15 protein-coding genes and 1 pseudogene are annotated in these 16,801 nt (G+C 57.8%); 8 read left to right on the top strand and 8 right to left on the bottom strand.

Features of this window, described 5'->3' with window-relative positions:
- From WBM93_RS12680 to WBM93_RS12670, 3 genes are all read right to left on the bottom strand, one after another.
- The coding region (locus tag WBM93_RS12680; protein WP_424432227.1) for a GreA/GreB family elongation factor at nt 1-370 on the bottom strand (370 nt) is incomplete at its 3' end.
- 3 nt (nt 371-373) lie between these two features.
- Complete coding sequence (locus WBM93_RS12675; protein WP_424432226.1) at nt 374-589, bottom strand: hypothetical protein; 216 nt, start codon at nt 587-589, stop codon at nt 374-376.
- A 75-nt stretch (nt 590-664) separates the two neighbouring features.
- Nucleotides 665-1,336 carry an HAD family hydrolase gene (locus tag WBM93_RS12670; protein ID WP_424432225.1) on the bottom strand — a complete coding sequence of 224 codons (672 nt, stop codon included), beginning with the start codon at nt 1,334-1,336 and terminating at the stop codon, nt 665-667.
- A gap of 115 nt (nt 1,337-1,451) precedes the next feature.
- Between WBM93_RS12670 and WBM93_RS12665 the strand changes: the two genes are divergently transcribed.
- From WBM93_RS12665 to WBM93_RS12650, 4 genes are all read left to right on the top strand, one after another.
- Entirely contained in the window at nt 1,452-2,564 is a 1,113-nt protein-coding gene (locus WBM93_RS12665) for an MlaE family lipid ABC transporter permease subunit (RefSeq protein ID WP_424432224.1), read from the top strand.
- A complete protein-coding gene (locus WBM93_RS12660; protein ID WP_424432223.1) occupies nt 2,564-3,379 on the top strand; it encodes an ABC transporter ATP-binding protein in 816 nt (271 codons plus the stop codon). The genes WBM93_RS12665 and WBM93_RS12660 overlap by 1 nt, the downstream gene beginning before the upstream one ends.
- Before the next feature lie 65 nt (nt 3,380-3,444).
- Nucleotides 3,445-4,392 (top strand): MlaD family protein, encoded by a 948-nt coding sequence (locus tag WBM93_RS12655; RefSeq protein ID WP_424432222.1) that lies wholly within the window; start codon nt 3,445-3,447, stop codon nt 4,390-4,392.
- Nucleotides 4,393-4,402: 10 nt separating this feature from the next.
- Complete coding sequence (locus tag WBM93_RS12650; protein ID WP_424432221.1) at nt 4,403-4,996, top strand: ABC-type transport auxiliary lipoprotein family protein; 594 nt, start codon at nt 4,403-4,405, stop codon at nt 4,994-4,996.
- Between the two features lie 17 nt (nt 4,997-5,013).
- On the opposite strand, the gene WBM93_RS12645 is transcribed toward WBM93_RS12650, so the two are convergent.
- Together WBM93_RS12645 and lgt are read right to left on the bottom strand one after the other, a co-directional pair.
- Nucleotides 5,014-6,093: a class I SAM-dependent methyltransferase gene (locus WBM93_RS12645; protein WP_424432220.1), complete on the bottom strand. Its 1,080-nt coding sequence runs from the start codon at nt 6,091-6,093 to the stop codon at nt 5,014-5,016.
- The gene (gene lgt / locus WBM93_RS12640; RefSeq protein WP_424432219.1) at nt 6,086-6,952 is read right to left on the bottom strand and encodes a prolipoprotein diacylglyceryl transferase; all 867 of its coding nucleotides are present in this window, start codon (nt 6,950-6,952) and stop codon (nt 6,086-6,088) included. The genes WBM93_RS12645 and lgt overlap by 8 nt, the downstream gene beginning before the upstream one ends.
- A 79-nt stretch (nt 6,953-7,031) precedes the next feature.
- Between lgt and WBM93_RS12635 the strand changes: the two genes are divergently transcribed.
- The gene (locus tag WBM93_RS12635; RefSeq protein WP_424432218.1) at nt 7,032-8,741 is read left to right on the top strand and encodes a class I adenylate-forming enzyme family protein; all 1,710 of its coding nucleotides are present in this window, start codon (nt 7,032-7,034) and stop codon (nt 8,739-8,741) included.
- Nucleotides 8,738-11,518, top strand: a complete 2,781-nt coding sequence (locus WBM93_RS12630) for a [protein-PII] uridylyltransferase (protein ID WP_424432217.1) — start codon at nt 8,738-8,740, stop codon at nt 11,516-11,518. The genes WBM93_RS12635 and WBM93_RS12630 overlap by 4 nt, the downstream gene beginning before the upstream one ends.
- Here the strand turns inward: WBM93_RS12630 and WBM93_RS12625 are convergent.
- Nucleotides 11,515-12,042, bottom strand: a complete 528-nt coding sequence (locus WBM93_RS12625; protein ID WP_424432216.1) for a YceD family protein — start codon at nt 12,040-12,042, stop codon at nt 11,515-11,517. The two genes, WBM93_RS12630 and WBM93_RS12625, sit on opposite strands and share 4 nt — an antisense overlap.
- Nucleotides 12,039-12,572: a ubiquinol-cytochrome C chaperone family protein gene (locus WBM93_RS12620; RefSeq protein WP_424432215.1), complete on the bottom strand. Its 534-nt coding sequence runs from the start codon at nt 12,570-12,572 to the stop codon at nt 12,039-12,041. Before WBM93_RS12620 ends, WBM93_RS12625 begins: the two co-directional genes overlap by 4 nt.
- A gap of 156 nt (nt 12,573-12,728) precedes the next feature.
- On the opposite strand from WBM93_RS12620, the gene WBM93_RS12615 reads away from it, so the two are divergent.
- Nucleotides 12,729-13,211, top strand: coding sequence for an outer membrane protein assembly factor BamE (locus WBM93_RS12615; protein ID WP_424432229.1), 483 nt, complete (start codon nt 12,729-12,731; stop codon nt 13,209-13,211).
- A gap of 71 nt (nt 13,212-13,282) precedes the next feature.
- On the opposite strand, the gene WBM93_RS12610 is transcribed toward WBM93_RS12615, so the two are convergent.
- Nucleotides 13,283-15,568 (bottom strand): NADP-dependent malic enzyme, encoded by a 2,286-nt coding sequence (locus WBM93_RS12610; RefSeq protein WP_424432228.1) that lies wholly within the window; start codon nt 15,566-15,568, stop codon nt 13,283-13,285.
- A gap of 225 nt (nt 15,569-15,793) precedes the next feature.
- On the opposite strand from WBM93_RS12610, the pseudogene WBM93_RS12605 reads away from it, so the two are divergent.
- Nucleotides 15,794-16,801 (top strand): annotated as a pseudogene (locus tag WBM93_RS12605) (DNA mismatch repair protein MutS); the annotation flags it as partial.

The following is a 16,801-nucleotide window of genomic DNA, read 5'->3' as shown; positions in this document are numbered from 1 at the left end:
TGATCGGTGCGGAAAAGGAAACCAGCGCGCTGGCCGGATCGGCTTCGTCATCACCGACAAGCGAGAGTGTTTTCTCATTGCCGTTGAGCAGGAACGTCACCCTGGTGCCAAATTCCACCTTTTCGCCGCTCGGCACCGGCGGCAGTTCCGCCGTCGATTGCCTTATGTTCCAGTAGCGCAGGTCGCGCTTGGCGATCTTCAGCGCAACCTCGTCGGTCAGCGCAGCGACCGTTGCCTGCAATTCGGCGACGCGGTCCTTGATCAACCGCAATCCGCGCGCCGTGACCAGGTTGGGGCCGACGGGGATCGGAAGCTCGAACTTGGGCTCGAGATGCTCGTCATCACCTTCTCTGCGGAAAGCAACGCTCATCGATCAGGCCGCGGTTCTGGGAGGCTTGGGGGTCACCCAGATCGACACCGGCGCGACGAACTTGCCATGCGCGGGCGTGCCGACGTCGATCCGCTCGGCGGTAACCCGCTCGCCGCTCTCGAGGCTGAAGGAGGCCCATGCTCTGGGCATGCGGCCAAAAGTCATTTTCTGGATCGGCTGACCGGTGCTGCTGTTCATGATGGTCGCGATAATGCTCATGCTCGGCGGCTAGGATCGATCTACCGGACTGTCAACCACCGGTACATTCCCGCCCGGTGGCGGTGTCTGGTCCGGTCAGCGCCAGTCGACGATTTTCCAGCCGCGCTGGTCCGCCATGCGCCGCAATTTGGGCGTCGGTGTCGTCGCGATCGCCTCGTCGGCATATTCGAGCATCGCCTGATCGCTGACATGGTCGGAATAAGCGCGGACATGGCTTTCGGTGCGTTGCCAGCCCTGTTTCGCAAACAGATCCTCGATCCGGCCAATCTTGGCATCGTCATAGCAATTCTCGCCGATGATGACGGGTAGCACGCGGCCTTGGCCGTCGACCTGCAGCCGGGTTCCGATCAGATGATCGAATCCAAGCCGACGGGCGATGGCTTCGGCGTAAAGTTCATAGGATGCGGTTACCAGCACCAGTGTCCGGCCGTTCGCGCGATCGGCTTCGACCTGGTCAATCGCTTTCCGGTGGCGGTTGGATCGCAGGACCTTGTCCGCGAAGCTTTCGATATGCGGCTGCAGTGCGGAGAGTTTCGGGGCACTACCCAGGAGCATCGACTGGTTGAAGGTCTTCAATCGCCCGCGGCTGATCAGCTTGAGGCCATAAGCGGCAAAGGCGAAGGGCAGCAGCGGCAGGAAGATCAGCCGCCATGGCGCTCTGGCAAAGACCATATGAAACAGGAACGGCGTATAGGTTCCGCGCACGGTTATTGTCCGGTCCATGTCGTAAAGTGAAATTTGGTGCATGTCGTCCCGAAGTTCCCGTTCGCGCGGTCTCTAGCAGCCCGTTCGCAAAAGCGCCAAATATTTGAGCGCTTTAATCTCTTGAGCTTTGTCGAAATTTCGGTCACCTATGGTCGCGATGTCGATAGCTAGCGATTTTGTCGAAGAGACAGCCGAAGATGGTGCGGTAACGCTACGTTTGACTGGCGACTTGTCGATTGCCAGCATCGGGGACCTGCCGGAACGTCTGAGAGAATATGCAAGCCGGGCCAAACGGCTGGATATTTCGGATACCGGCTATGTCGACACGGTCGGAGCCTGGCTGGTCCACCGGACAGCGCGGGATATGGAAGCCGAGATCGTTGGTGCCGATGATGATGCGGAGCGGCTGATAGCTGCCGTCGCCGGCGCCGACCAGGCGACCGAAATCCGGCCGGACCCGGTTAATCCGGTGATCCGGGTGTTGAGCGAAATTGGCGAGGCGACAACGCTTGCCTTTACCACATTGACCGGACTGATCGGCTTTTTCGGGGCGATAATGGTCGGGTTTGCGAGGTTGCTCCGGCATCCCCGCCAGATAAGATGGAACGCCGTGATTCAACGTTTCGACGTCGTCGGCGTTCGCGCGCTCGGCATCGTCGGCCTGATGAGTTTTCTGATCGGACTGGTGATCGCGCAACAAGGCGCGGTGCAGCTTCGCCAGTTCGGAGCGGAAGTGTTTACCGTCAATCTCGTCGGCCGTTTGACGCTGCGCGAGCTGGGCGTGCTGATGACCGCGATCATGGTGGCGGGGCGGTCCGGATCAGCCTTTGCCGCGCAGATTGGCACGATGAAACTGACCGAAGAAATTGACGCGATGCGCACCATCGGGGTGTCTCCGATCGAGGCGCTGGTATTGCCGCGCTTCCTCGCCGCCGTCATCATGCTGCCGTTGCTCGGCTTTTATGCATCGGTGGTTGCGATCATCGGTGGCGGTCTGCTCAGCTGGGTTGAACTGGATATACCGCCGGCCACATTTTTCGCCCGCATCCGCGAGGTTGTACCGCTGACCGACGTCTATGTCGGACTGGTGAAAGCCCCCGTGTTCGGAGCGGTTATCGCGGTTACCGGCTGTTACCAGGGCATGCAGGTCAAGGGCAACGCCGAGGATGTCGGCAAACGGACAACCGCAGCGGTGGTTCAGGCAATTTTTCTGGTCATTGTGCTCGACGCCTTTTTCGCAGTCTTCTTTAGCTGGATCGGATGGAATTGATGGGCGAGTCTCAGACCATCACTTTTGACCGCGACTATGATGGCCCGATCATCAGCGTTCGGGGCCTTCGCAACTGCTTTGGCGAGCAGGTGGTGCACGACAACCTCGATCTGGATGTGCGGCGCGGAGAAATCATCGGCGTGGTCGGCGGCTCCGGAACCGGAAAATCGGTACTGATGCGTTCGATCATTGGATTGCAGATACCCAATGAAGGCGAGATCGAGGTCTTTGGCGAACAGATATTGGGCCAATCTGACGCCGAAACGATCGAAATTCGAAAGCGCTGGGGCGTCTTGTTTCAGGGCGGTGCGCTGTTTTCAACGCTGACCGTGGCCGAAAATGTGATGGTCCCGATCCGCGAATTCTATCCGGATATGGATCGTGATTTCCGGCGTGAAGTGGCGAAATACAAAGTCTGTCTTTCGGGATTGCCGCCGGATGCCGCACCGAAATATCCCTCCCAATTGTCGGGTGGAATGCGCAAACGGGCTGGTATCGCACGGGCGCTCGCGCTCGATCCGGAGCTGTTGTTTCTCGACGAACCAACCGCAGGACTGGATCCGATCGGCGCTGCGGCGTTCGACAATCTGACCAAGGAGTTGCAACAGACTCTGGGCCTGACGGTGTTCCTGATCACCCATGATCTGGATACGCTCCATGCTATTTGCGACCGTGTGGCGGTGCTCGCCGACCAGCAGGTAATCGCGGTCGGCACGATCGACGAGCTGCTCGCGCTCGACCATCCATGGATTCAGGAATATTTCAACGGCCCGCGTGGCCGCATGGCATCTGCCGGGAAAAAGGTGCTAGGATGAGAATGTTCAACCCGTTCAGAGAATTCTTGCAGCTGACGGCACGGCTCGTCATAGAGGTGAAATAGATGGAAACGCGCTCCAATCATATCCTTGTCGGTGTAGTTACCTTGATGATGCTGGCTCTTGTGGCCGCCTTTCTGGTCTGGATCGTCCGCTTCGGCGATGGCGCAACCAAGGAATATGACATTTTCTTTGCCCAGTCCGTCGGCGGCCTGGCATCGGGAACCGGTGTCACCTTTGCCGGAGTTCCATCCGGCCAGGTGACCAAGGTCGAGCTGTGGAAAAAGGATCCCAATTTTGTTCGCGTCCGCATCGCCGTGAGCGAAGATACGCCGATTCTCGAGGGTACCACCGCCACGATCCAGAGCGTCAGCTTCACCGCGCCGCCCAATATTCAGCTCGACGGAGCGAAAAAAGGAGCGCCGCCGATCACCGATCTCGGCCCCGAAGGGGTGCCGGTAATCCCGACGAAGCCGGGCGCACTCGGGGAATTGCTCAACAGCGCACCATTGGTGGTGGAGCGACTGGCAACCCTGACCGATCGGCTGACGACACTGCTGTCGGATGAAAATCAGGAATCGATCACCGGTATTCTCAATAACACCGATCGCTTGACCGGCAGTCTGGCAGATCAGGCACCGGGCCTGAAAGCGTTGATGGAAGAATCCCGCATCGCCATTCGCAACGCCGGCCAGACCGCAGAGAAATTGGGACTGGTGGCGGACAACACCAATGCGTTCCTGACAAACAATGGCGAACCAGTGGCGAAAAATCTCGCCACAACATTGGATTCCGCTTCCAAGAGTCTGCTTGCTCTGGAAAGTGTTTTGAAAAATGCCCAGCCCGGTGCGGAGCGTTTCTCGAAAAAGACATTGCCGGAAGTCGATCAACTGGTCGAAGATATGCAGGCGCTAACCAAATCGATGACCAAAGTGACCGAACGACTGGATCAGGGCGGGGCCGGATCCTTGTTGTCGGCACCGGCGCTGCCGGATTATGAGCCAGGAAAATAAAGGGGCAGATATGATGAGCAAATTTTTGAAAGCCGTCGGTCTGCTGGCCGCAACCACAGCGCTAAGCGCCTGCGTCAGCTTTGGCGGTGCTGAACCGCCGCCATCGCTATTGTCCCTGTCGCCCGACCAGAAACTCTCGGCCGGGGCTGTGCGGAGCGGACCGCAGACAGGTTCATTGGTGGTAGCGTTGCCCGCTGCCCCTCAGAAACTGAACACTATTCGGGTGCCGGTACAGACCACCGGCACAGGCATTGCCTATTTGAAAGATGCCGTCTGGGTCGACAAGCCGGCCCGCCTGTTTCAGGATCTGCTGAGCGAAACCATTGCGGCCAAAAATAACCGGCTGGTGCTCACCGCAACCGAAGCCGGCGGCAATGCGCAAACCTATATCACCGGCGAACTGGTCAATTTCGGTCTTGACGGCCCTAGCCTGACCGTCACGGTTACTTATGATGCGGTAAAAATGACCAAGGACCAGCCGGTAGAGAAAAAACGCTTTGAAGCAAGCAAAAGGGTTTTTGCAGCCGAACCAGTTCCCGTCGGAGAAGGTTTGAACGAGGCTGCCAATATAGTGGCTGCCGAAGTCGCCGAATGGGTCAGCTGAGGGTTTAGCGAAGCTCTCTAATCCTCACCATAGCTGAACCCTTCGGGGTCCGGCCAGCCGATCGGGGTCGCTGCCATCACGCGGAAGAGGCATCCCATCTCGTCTGCATGAGTGAGCCGTAGGTGGGCGGCCCGAATATTGTCGGCCTGTTTCGGCGATGCAGCAATCAGCGCGTCGGCGCGTTGATCGATGCCGAGCGACTTCAGCCATTGACCCTGTTCCGCTGGCCCATGCACCGCCAGCAGGCGGGTCCGCGCGGTATTGGCCAGCGTGTGAAAGTCGACATGGGCGGTGAGATCGGATGTGCCCGGACTGTCAAACGGGCTGATTGGCATATGTTCCTTGATCGCCTGCAGCGTGCTACCGGTTCCCGGCCTCGTATAGCCATAATCGATCAGCAAAAGCGTGCCGCCTTGTTTTGCCAGCCGATTGGCAAGATTGCCGGCCAATTCCACACTGACCGGCGAACGTTCCAATATCGTGCCCTCCGGAAATCCGCTCATGGTACCACTTATCTGGGTTTCCACCGCTTCGTCACTGGGAATCGTGACAAATTTGCTGCGATCGCGCGCGATCATCTGTCGTCGCCAGCCGCCGGAAGTCGCCACAAATTGCTCGATCGGCAAGGCGTCGAAAAATTCGTTGGCGACGATCATCAGCGGACCGTCTTCGGGGAGGCTTGCTATATCCCTATGCCATTTTGCATCCGGATGCAGCTGCGCCTGCTTGGCTTTCAGGACCGGGCTGGACTCAAGGAAATGAACCGTGGGTGTGCAGTCGAATCTGGCCATCGTCCGCAATGCGTCCTTGGCCAAGGTCCCGCGCCCCGGACCCAGCTCGACATAGTGACAATTTTCGGGCGATCCCTTGCGAAGCCATAGATCTGCCAGCCAGATCCCGATGATTTCACCAAACATCTGGCTGATTTCGGGCGCGGTGACAAAGTCACCATCTTCGCCGAACGGATCTTTGCTGGCATAATAACAGTCGTTGGCGATTGCCATATAGTCGCCGAGCGGGATCGGACCTTCGCGATCGATCCTGTCGGCGATGATATGCGCTGCGCTGGTTGGGTCCGCTGTGATGCCTTCAGGCAACGCTCTTGTCTCCGGCCACCGCTTCGATCCGAACGCGCCTGCCTTTCGCCGTGAACACCAGCCAAGCGCCGAGCAATATCATCGGCACCGTAAGCCATTGCCCCATGCTGAAGCCCGATTGTTCGACCAGCCAGGTGAGCTGAGCATCCGGCTGGCGGAAAAATTCGACAGTGAACCGGCTGAAGCCGTAGACCAGCAATCCGGCGCCCACCAGCTTGCCGGGCTGGTAGCGGGCATCGGTCTTCCAGAACATCAGCGAGAGAATGATGAAATAGAGAAGACCTTCAAGGCCTGCCTCATAGAGCTGGCTCGGATGGCGTGCGAGTTCTCCGCCCATCGGGAAGATGATCGCCCATGCAACATCGGTCTGCCGTCCCCACAGCTCGCCATTGACGAAATTGGCAAGCCGCCCGAAAAACAGGCCGAAAGGGATGACGCAGGCGATATAGTCGCACATCCGCAGAAAATCGAGCTTCTCTCTCCGGGCAGACCACCACAACGCAAGCACCACACCGATCGTACCGCCGTGCAGGGACATGCCACCGTTCCAGACCTGCAATATCTTGACCGGTTCGAGCAATATCTCCGGATTATAGAAAAACACATAGCCCAGTCGGCCACCGACGATGATCCCGAGCGTCGCCCAGAAAATCAGATCATCGGCATGGCGCCGCGCCATTGGAGAGCCGGGCTGGTCAACCAGTTTCGTTAGATACCAATAACCGATCAAAATCCCCGCAAGATAGGCGAGCGAGTACCATTTGAGTTGGAAAAATCCCAAGTCGAACGCGTTGGGAGACAGGCCAAGCTCCTCAAACCGCGTAAACTGTGCCGCATTGGCCAATATAATATCAATCAACTCTTTTCCCCGCGTGGTTTCCTGTCCATATATAGGGAAATTCCCCTAGACCAAGAGGGAACAACGGGAGACTTGAATAATGGCGACCTCTGAACTTGACGCGGTAATCGACAAAACGCTGGAAGCGCTGACGCAGCCGGGTGAGTTGCTGGAGCTCGACGCGATCAAAAAATATGGCGTCGACATGCCGATCTTCAAGAATGCGCCGCAGAATGTATCGGATTATCTCGCTTATTTCTGCCATCAACACGCCGACAAGGAATTTCTGGTCGATGGCGATATCCGCCTGACCTTCGGTGAATCCTATGCCGCCGCACGCGCTTTGGCGGGTGGACTGGTGGAAGGTTATGGCGTTCAGAAAGGCGACCGAATTGGAATCGCAGCACGCAATTCCGCTAACTGGATCATTCTTGACATGGCGATTACCATGGCGGGCGGTATTTCAACCAAATTGAACGGCTGGTGGCAGGGTGACGAACTGGCCGACGGGATCGAGGATGTCAGCTGCTCTTTCGTCTTTGCCGATCATCAGCGAGCCCGGCGGCTGGTCGAATCCAAACGCGATCACGGCGCCGAACTGCTGATCTTCGAACATGACACACTGCCCCTGGAAGGGCTGAAAGTCATGCTGGAAAAAGGCGGTGGGGTCGAAACGCCGCTGCCGCAAATGGCACCCGAAGACAATGCGACCATATTGTTCACCTCCGGCTCCACCGGCAAATCGAAAGGTGCTTATGCCGATCACCGCTCTGTCGTGCAGGGCGCGATGAGCTTTGTCGGCACGGTGCTGGTGCTGGTCAATATCATGACCAAAGCCGGCACAATGCCGGAAGGGCAGCCGACCGCGATGGTTTGTGTTCCCTTGTTCCATGTCACCGCGTCGGTGCCGCTGGTGCTGGTCAGCTATGCGATCGGCCGCAAGCTGGTGTTGCTCAACAAATGGGATGCCGAAGAAGCGATGCGCCTGATTGAAAAGGAACGGGTAACCTATTTTGTCGGTGTGCCGCTGATGAGCATGGAAATCTATTCGCATCCCAATCTCGACAAATATGATCTCAGCAGCTGCGTCACCATGGCAGCCGGCGGGGCTCCGCGCCCGGTGGAGCACGTCCGGCGGATCAAGGAAAAAATGGGTGATGGTTTCCCGGTAATTGGCTATGGCCTGACCGAAACCAACGGCGTAGGTTGTTCCAACCAGAACGAGAATTATCTCGCCAAGCCAGACAGCACCGGCCGGGCGACCCCGCCGATTGTCGATGTCGCTATCCTCGATGATGACGGCAACAAGATGGCGCAGGGCGAACGCGGCGAAGTCTGTATCCGCACCGCTGCCAATTTCACCGGCTATTGGAATAACGAAGAGGCGACCAGAGATGCCTTTACCGACAACGGCTATTTTCGCACGGGAGACATTGGCTATCTCGATCCGGAAGGCTATCTCTTCATCGTCGACCGCAAAAAAGAAATCATCATTCGCGGTGGAGAGAATATCAGCTGTCAGGAAGTCGAGGCGGCGGTCTATGCCAATCCGGCGGTCGCCGAAGCCTGCATTTTTGGTATCCCCGACGAGCGCTTCGGCGAAGTGCCGGGGCTGGTTTATCACACCAAAGACGGTCATAGCCTTACCGACGAACAATTGCTGGCTTCGCTCAAGACCCAGCTCGCGCCCTATAAAATGCCGGTGCATATCTGGCAGTATGACGAGCCGTTGCCGAAACTCGGCACCGCAAAAATTGCAAAAATCGTGATTGCGAAAAAGCATCGCGACGTACTGGCCGGGACGGGATGAACCTGCGCGCCAATATTCCTGCCGCGCCGGCTGATCCGGGGAAGCGGATCGTCCGGCAGCGGGAGATTATCAATCGCCGGGCACTGGCCGAAAAAATAGAAGAACTCATCGCCGAGCATGGCATGCCAGAGGCCAGAGCAATGATTCTGCCGCTGTTGCAGAACGCGCTCTCGGGGGGCCGGGCGGAGATCGGCAAACGCTTGCTGAAAAAGCCGTCGGCTGGTCATGAAATGGCGGCAGCCCAATCATTTCTGGTCGACCAGCTGGTGCGGCTGATCCACGATATAGCCGTGCATCATCAATATCCGGTCGGCAACCCGTCGTCGGGCGAACGGATCGCGGTGATGGCGGTCGGCGGCTATGGCCGGGGTGAAATGGCGCCGCATAGCGATGTCGATATTGCTTTTCTGACTCCGGACAAGGCTACCAGCTGGACCGAACAGGTCGTCGAGGCGATGCTCTACTGGCTCTGGGATCTCGGGTTGAAGGTTGGGCAAAGCAGCCGCTCGATCGATGAAATGGTGCGCATGGCCAAGGGTGATCTTTCGATTCGCACAGCGCTGCTCGAAGGTCGTTATATCTGGGGCGATACCGGTGTTTATGAAGCCGCCAAGCAGCGGTTCTTCCATGACGTCGTTGCCGGAACCGACAGCATTTTCGTCGCGGAAAAACTGGCCGAACGCGATGCAAGGCACAAGAAAATGGGCGACAGCCGCTATGTTGTCGAACCCAATGTCAAAGAAGGCAAGGGGGGAATGCGCGACCTGCAAACCCTCTACTGGATCGGCAAATATATCCATCAGGTGACCTCGGCCGAGGATCTCGTGGATGTCGGTCTGTTGACCGCCGACGAGTTCAAACGGTTCCGCAAGGCCGCCAATTTCCTCTGGGCGGTACGCTGTCACATGCATGACATGACCGGCCGCGCGGAGGACCGGCTTACCTTTGACCTGCAACCCGAAGTCGCCCGGCGGATGCACTTTGCAGACCGGCCCGGCAAATCGTCGGTCGAGCGGTTCATGCAATATTATTTTCTCAACGCAAAAGTGGTCGGTAATCTGACCGGTGTGTTTCTCGCCCATCTCGATGAGACGCACAACGCGGGAGTCCGCCGGTTTCTGCCTTCCCTGACCCGCAAACCAAAGAAGCTCAACGGCTTTGTCCTCGATCGCGGACGTCTCGCCTTGCCGAAAGAGACTTTTTTCGCCGACGACCCGGTTCGGCTGGTCGAGATTTTCTGGCTGGCCGACAGGCACGGTCTCGAAGTCCATCCCCTGGCGATGCGGGCTGCGCGGCGCGATGCCAAGCTGATCGACAATGATATCCGCAAGGATCCGCGCGCCAACAAGCTGTTTCTCGACATACTCTGCTCGCCGCGTGATCCCGAACTGGTGCTGCGCTGGATGAACGAAGCTTCCATTTTCGGCCGTTTCATCCCCGACTTCGGTCGCATCGTGGCGCAAATGCAGTTCGACATGTACCATCATTACACGGTCGACGAACACAGCATCCGTGCGATTGGCCTGCTCGCCAAGATCGGCAGGGGTGATCTGGCCGACGACCATCCGAACAGCACCGTGACGATGGAGAAACTCCAGAACCGCCGGGTGCTGTTTGTCGCCACCTTGCTGCATGACATCGCCAAGGGACGTGGCGGCGACCACAGTATATTGGGCGCGGAAGTGGCGATGAAGCTTTGCCCGCGACTGGGGCTGAAGCCACATGAAACCGAACTGGTCGCGTGGCTGGTCCGCAATCACCTGCTGATGTCGGCTGTTGCCTTCAAACGCGATCTTTCGGATTTCAAGACCATTCAGGATTTCGCCAGCCAGGTAAAAAGTGTCGAGCGACTCCGCCAGCTCATGGTGCTGACCGTTGTCGACATCCGCGCGGTGGGCCCCGGCGTGTGGAACAGCTGGAAACGGCAGTTGCTGACCGATCTGTTCGATGCGGCGCAGGAAATGTTGCTGCTCGGTCACAAACAGCGCGGACGCAAGGAACGGATTGACGAGAAAAAGGCTGTTCTGGCCGGGACGCTGAATCTGCCGGACGCCGAGTTCAAGAAACTGGCGAAGCGGTTTACCGATCCTTACTGGATTGCCGAGCCGGATGATATTATCGTACAAAATGCGCGGCTAGTTCTCGAAGCAGGGGACACAGAGCTGGCGATTTTTGCTGATGTCTACGCCGAGCGCGGCGCAACATTGATAACCGTCTATGCGGCTGACCATCCGGGATTATTCTATCGCATAGCGGGCGGCATCCATGTCTCTGGCGGCAATATTATCGACGCCCGCATCCACACCACCCGTGACGGCATGGCGCTGGACAATTTTCTGGTTCAGGACCCGCACGGCAAGCCATTCTCAGAAAAGGGCCAGCTGGACCGGCTCAAACAGGCGGTCGAGGATGCTCTGGCCAACCGGTCCAAGCTTTCCACCAAGCTTGAGGCTAGACCACTCGCGCACTCGCGAGCCGGCGCTTTCGTTATCACGCCCTTTGCGCTGGTTGATAATGACGCATCCAACCGGTTTACCGTAGTGGAAGTCAACGCTCAGGATCGACCAGCCTTGCTCAACGAACTCGCCTATGCCCTGTTTGAATCGAAAGTAACCGTGCACAGCGCCCATATTGCCACTTATGGCGAGCGCGCGGTGGATACATTCTACATCACCGATCTGTTGGGCGGTAAAATAACCGGCAAACAAAGATTGAACGGGCTGAAAACGCGTCTGACCAAAGCTGCCGAGAGCAAGTCTGCCAAGGCCTCGGCCTAACCGAGCTTGTCCTTCAGCGCAGCCAGAGCGCCAAATGGTCCGGACTCTTCTTCGGATTTCAGCCCTTTCTTCCGGGCGGCCTCGTCGGCATTCGGCCCGCGCAGATATGGATCAAGCGAAAGATACAGCGTTTGCGCGAGTGCTTCGCCCAGATCGATCTGGGATTGCTCATATTCAACAAGGTCGCACTCTTCCTCGGTCAGCTCGATTTCTTCTTCCAGATCGCTCGGATCCGCCTTGGGAATGAACAGGATATCAAATTTATCGCGGACCTGAACCGGGATCTCTTCTCCGGTTATTACGCAACTCTGGTGGAGGTTGGATGTCAGTAACCCGGTAAATGCGATCCCGCGCTCGCCTGCCTCCAGTTTATAGGTCGCCGTCAGCGAGGATATTTTCGGAATATCGAACCGCAGGGCAAGGGCGCAGCGTTCTTCCTCGCCTGCGGCAAGCGTGCCGGAACGCGGTTTCGAACCAATTTCGGACAGCTTGACGATATGGGAAAATTCGGGCTTGTCGATCATCCGGCCGATCCGCTTTCGGGGATCTGGCCCGCGATAATCTCGTTAGAATCGCAGCCTTCCAGTGCGCTATGATAGGCAGACAGGCGCTCGGCAACATAGATCAAAGCCGCATCATCGGGCTTCTTGCCGCGAAAAACATTGCGCAATATGGCGTCTTGCAGGTCCGCTCCCTTTTCCAGCGCGTCGCGATACGCTCCGACCCGGCCGCCGAGCGCGCCCATCATGCGGCCGACTTGCTTGCCTACCACCATGTCGCCAATACCGATCTGGCGCAATTGTCCGTCCATGTCCGCGATGAATATCTCGGTCAGCCATGCGACGTGCTGATCCCATTGCTCTTCTTTCTCGAGTCGGATCATGACCAGCGCGAATATCGCGGCAATCATGTCAAACCGGCCGTCGAGACTATCCGGCACCTGACCTTCTTCGTACCACGCGATCTGCCGGCCCTCGCGGACAATCGCTTGATAAAGCGGGCGCATCCCGACATTGGGATTATCCCTTGAAAAAATCTTGCTGAAAATTGACATTGCTGGTTCCGCTGGTTGGATCGCAGGTTTATGGACAATCGGCTCGTTTGTTAAGTCTGGATACAGGGCATATTGATATTTATGGCGCGAGATGCAATGGGCGATGGCAAGTCGGGCACCAGTATGGTGCCGGCTGTACAGTGGAGAATGAGTTCGATGGTCGGCAATATAAAAAAACACAGCTTGTGGCTCGGGCTAATGGCTGGCGCCATGACGATGGCAGGATGTACCCAGGTACGCGGCCATCAGGGCTATATTGCCGATGAAGTGCTGATGTCGGCTATTCAGGCAGGCATCGACAATCGCCAATCGGTTGAGGCCTCGCTCGGCCGGCCGACCTTCACCGGCCAGTTTGATGACGATACGTGGTATTATCTGTCCCGCGATACCCGCCAATATGGCTTCAGCAGCCCGCGTCCCCGCGACCAGCAGGTGATGCGTGTGCAATTTGATGCCGCAGGAAATGTGACCGCGGTTGACCGCACCGGCCTCGAGCTGGTGGCAAGCATCAGCCCGGACGGAGACAAAACACCGACACTCGGCCGTGACCGCTCCTTTTTCGAGGAACTATTTGGTAATATCGGTGCGGTTGGTGCGGCGGGATCGGGCAGCGCGAGCAATGACCCCACTCGCCCATAGCATTCTACCCTATCAAGGCACCCTTGTCGGCCACTCGATCTAACTTCCAGTTGGCTGTCCTGGCGGACCCTTTATTTCGCAATGCCGCTGGCGGCCAATACTGCCAGCGTCACCAGTTCCGATGCGGTGGAAGCCATGGTTGCAATTTGCACAGATTTTTCCAGTCCGACCAGCATTGGTCCGATAACCGAATCACCGCCCAGTTCTCGCAGCAATTTTGCCGACAGATTGGCGGATTGCAGGCCGGGCATGACCAGGATATTGGCGGGCTGTGACAGGCGGCTGAACGGATAGTTTGCCATCAGCTTGGGGTTGAGCGCCACGTCGGGCGCCATTTCGCCTTCATATTCGAAATTGACGCGCCGTTCATCGAGCAGCGCCACGGCGTCCCGGAGATTTTCCAGCCAGCGTCCTTCGGGATTGCCAAAGGTCGAGTAGCTGAGGAAGGCGACGCGAGGTTCGTGCCCCATTTGCCGGGCGACCGCAGCCGTTTGTTCGGCAATATCTGCCAGTTCGTGGGCCGAGGGCCTTTCGTTGACCGTGGTGTCGGCCATGAAGATCGTGTGATGCTGGCCGACCATGACATGGATGCCAAAGGCGGTACGTCCTTTTTCGACATCGATCACTTTGGCGACATCGCGGAAAGACTGGGCATAAGGGCGGGTAACGCCGGTGATCATCGCATCACCCTGATCCATGGCGAGCAGCACGGAACCGAAGATGTTGCGGTCCTGATTGACCATGCGCTTGATATCGCGCTCCATGTAGCCGCGGCGGTGGAGGCGTTCATAGAGCATGTTCACCATGTCGGGGACCAGCGGACTGTTGCGGCTATTGTGTATTTCAAACCGGTCGGGATCGCGGACACCCAATTCCTGGAGTTTTTCCCGGACGCGATCGTCGCGACCGACCAGAACCGGAGTGCCATAGCCACCATCCTGAAACTGGATAGCCGCGCGCAGCACGACATCTTCTTCGGCTTCGGCAAAAATGATCCGTTTCGGCGCCACACGGCAGGCCTGATAGACTTGGGTAAGTACCGATGTTGTCGGATTGAGGCGCGCCTTGAGACTCTGTCGATAGGCGTCCAGATCCTCGATCGGTTTCTGGGCGACACCACTATCCATCGCCGCCTTGGCGACGGCGGCTGAAACCACGTCCATCAGGCGCGGATCAAAGGGTGCCGGAATGATATAGTCGACGCCAAAGCTAGGCGCCAATCCGCCATAGGCAGCGGCGACTTCTTCGGGAACCTGTTCACGCGCCAGCTCGGCAATCGCATGGGCGGCGGCGACTTTCATTTCCTCGTTGATCCGGGTTGCCCGGACATCAAGAGCGCCGCGGAAGATGAATGGAAAGCCGAGGACATTATTGACCTGGTTGGGATAATCGGAACGGCCGGTGGCGATAATCGCATCGGGCCGGGCCGCTTTCGCATCGGGCGGCGTGATTTCCGGATCGGGATTGGCCATCGCAAAAATGATCGGTTGAGGAGCCATGTCCTTGACCATTTCGGGTTTCAGGGCACCGGCCGCAGACAGGCCGAGAAAGACGTCTGCACCTGAAAGCGCATCGGTTAAGGTGCGTGCATCAGTGTCAATCGCATGGGCGGATTTCCACTGGTCGACATCGTCGCGGCCGCGATAGATGACGCCCGTCCGGTCGCACATGGTCAGATTGTCATGCGGAACGCCCAGACTCTTGATCAGCGAGGCGCAAGCAATGGCAGCCGCACCGGCGCCGTTGACGACAACCTTGATATCTTCGATCTTGCGGTCGGTCAGCAGGCAGGCATTGATGATCCCGGCAGCAGCGATAATCGCGGTGCCGTGCTGGTCATCATGAAATACCGGAATATTCATCCGGTCGCGCAAGGTCTGCTCGATGATGAAGCAATCGGGTGCGGCGATATCTTCCAGATTGATGCCGCCGAAGCTGGGTTCCATTATCTGGACGGCATTGATGAATGCTTCTGCATCCTCGGTGTCAAGTTCCAGATCGATGGAATCAACATCGGCAAAGCGTTTGAACAGCACTGCCTTGCCTTCCATCACCGGTTTCGAAGCCAGCGCGCCGAGATTGCCGAGGCCCAGAATCGCGGTGCCGTTCGAAATGACGGCGACCAGATTGCCCTTGGCGGTATAGTCATAGGCCTTTGATGGGTCTTCGGCGATGGCCCGGACCGGCACGGCAACGCCTGGCGAATAGGCAAGGCTGAGGTCGCGCTGGGTCGCCATTGGCTTCGATGCGATAATCTCGATTTTTCCGGGCCGGCCGTGGGAGTGAAAAAGCAGAGCTTCCCGTTCGGAAAATTCCAGATTGTTATCATTCTTGTCGGCCAAGTTGTCTCTCCGCATATTGGTCGTCGGCACAAGTGTGCCGATCGGATATTCACGTCCCGTTTCAGGGCCTACTCGTTTTGTCACGGAGCCGCAATATCAAGTAAATTTCAACAGGATGTGCTCGCTACTCTTTTATGTCTCGCTGCAGTCGGCTATCGCGAGTTCATGGCAATCCGGACTCAGAGCAAAGCAGAAAGCAAGGCGAAAGACCCTGCGGCGAAACCGGACAAGGTCACCCCGATGATGGTGCAATATTTCGCGCTCAAGGAAAAGGCGAGTGACTGCCTGCTTTTCTATCGGATGGGGGATTTTTTCGAGCTGTTCTACGAAGATGCCAAGCTTGCTTCGGCGGCGCTGGACATTGCCCTGACATCGCGCGGGAAAAACGCCGGGGATTCGATTCCGATGTGCGGTGTGCCGGTCCACGCCGCAGAAAATTATCTCGCGAAGCTGATCCGGGCCGGTTTCAAAGTGGCGATTGCAGAGCAGGTTGAAACGCCGGCCGAGGCCAAAGCGCGCGGTGGCTACAAGGCTTTGGTCGCGCGGGATATCGTCCGTTATGTGACCGCCGGAACGCTGACCGAAGACACTTTGCTCGATGCGCGAAGCGACAATATTCTGGTCGCGCTGGCGCAGGTGCAGGGCGAGATCGGGCTGGCGGCGGCGGATATATCGACCGGCAATTTTGAACTGACAACTATTTCGGACGATGCTCTGGATGCAGAACTGGCTCGATTGGCCCCGTCGGAAATCATCTGTTCGCCCGGGCTGTTGCCCCGGCTGGCAAAGGCGACCGCCTGGGACAAGGACCATTTTGACAGCTTGGGCGCGGAAAAGCGGCTGCGGGATCATTTCGGGGTTGCGACGCTCGACGGCATGGGTGAGTTTTCGCGTGCCGAACTGGCGACGGCCGGCGGTCTGGTTGCCTATGTCGAGCATGTTTCCCAGGGCAATATGCCCTATTTGCATCCCCCTAGCAGGCGTGAAACTCGCACGTTTCTCTCGATCGACGGTCCGACGCGGGCCAGTCTGGAGATCGACCGGACATTGGCCGGTGCGCGCGAGGGTAGTCTGCTTCATGCCATCGATCGCACTGTAACACCCGCCGGTGCGCGTGTGCTGGCGCGGGATCTGTCGGCGCCGTTGTTCGCGGAACCGCAAATCAACCAGCGGCTGGGGCTGGTGCAATGGTTCCATGACGGATCGGCTGTGCGCGATGATGTGCGGACGGAGCTCAAGGCCCTGCCC

This window comes from Parasphingorhabdus sp., from assembly GCF_049667325.1.
In the GTDB taxonomy this organism is placed as follows: Bacteria; Pseudomonadota; Alphaproteobacteria; order Sphingomonadales; family Sphingomonadaceae; genus Parasphingorhabdus.
Note: the sequence above shows the minus strand (reverse complement) of the source record. Positions and strands in the feature narration are given on the sequence as shown.

Excerpts from the sequence above, each read along its gene's own strand:
- WBM93_RS12675 (WP_424432226.1), bottom strand. The coding sequence starts at position 589 with ATGAGCATTATCGCGACCATCATGAACAGCAGCACCGGTCAGCCGATC.
- WBM93_RS12670 (WP_424432225.1), bottom strand. The coding sequence starts at position 1,336 with ATGCACCAAATTTCACTTTACGACATGGACCGGACAATAACCGTGCGC.
- WBM93_RS12665 (WP_424432224.1), top strand. The coding sequence starts at position 1,452 with ATGTCGATAGCTAGCGATTTTGTCGAAGAGACAGCCGAAGATGGTGCG.
- WBM93_RS12660 (WP_424432223.1), top strand. The coding sequence starts at position 2,564 with ATGGGCGAGTCTCAGACCATCACTTTTGACCGCGACTATGATGGCCCG.
- WBM93_RS12655 (WP_424432222.1), top strand. The coding sequence starts at position 3,445 with ATGGAAACGCGCTCCAATCATATCCTTGTCGGTGTAGTTACCTTGATG.
- WBM93_RS12650 (WP_424432221.1), top strand. The coding sequence starts at position 4,403 with ATGATGAGCAAATTTTTGAAAGCCGTCGGTCTGCTGGCCGCAACCACA.
- WBM93_RS12635 (WP_424432218.1), top strand. The coding sequence starts at position 7,032 with ATGGCGACCTCTGAACTTGACGCGGTAATCGACAAAACGCTGGAAGCG.
- WBM93_RS12630 (WP_424432217.1), top strand. The coding sequence starts at position 8,738 with ATGAACCTGCGCGCCAATATTCCTGCCGCGCCGGCTGATCCGGGGAAG.
- WBM93_RS12625 (WP_424432216.1), bottom strand. The coding sequence starts at position 12,042 with ATGATCGACAAGCCCGAATTTTCCCATATCGTCAAGCTGTCCGAAATT.
- WBM93_RS12620 (WP_424432215.1), bottom strand. The coding sequence starts at position 12,572 with ATGTCAATTTTCAGCAAGATTTTTTCAAGGGATAATCCCAATGTCGGG.
- WBM93_RS12615 (WP_424432229.1), top strand. The coding sequence starts at position 12,729 with ATGGTCGGCAATATAAAAAAACACAGCTTGTGGCTCGGGCTAATGGCT.
- WBM93_RS12610 (WP_424432228.1), bottom strand. The coding sequence starts at position 15,568 with ATGCGGAGAGACAACTTGGCCGACAAGAATGATAACAATCTGGAATTT.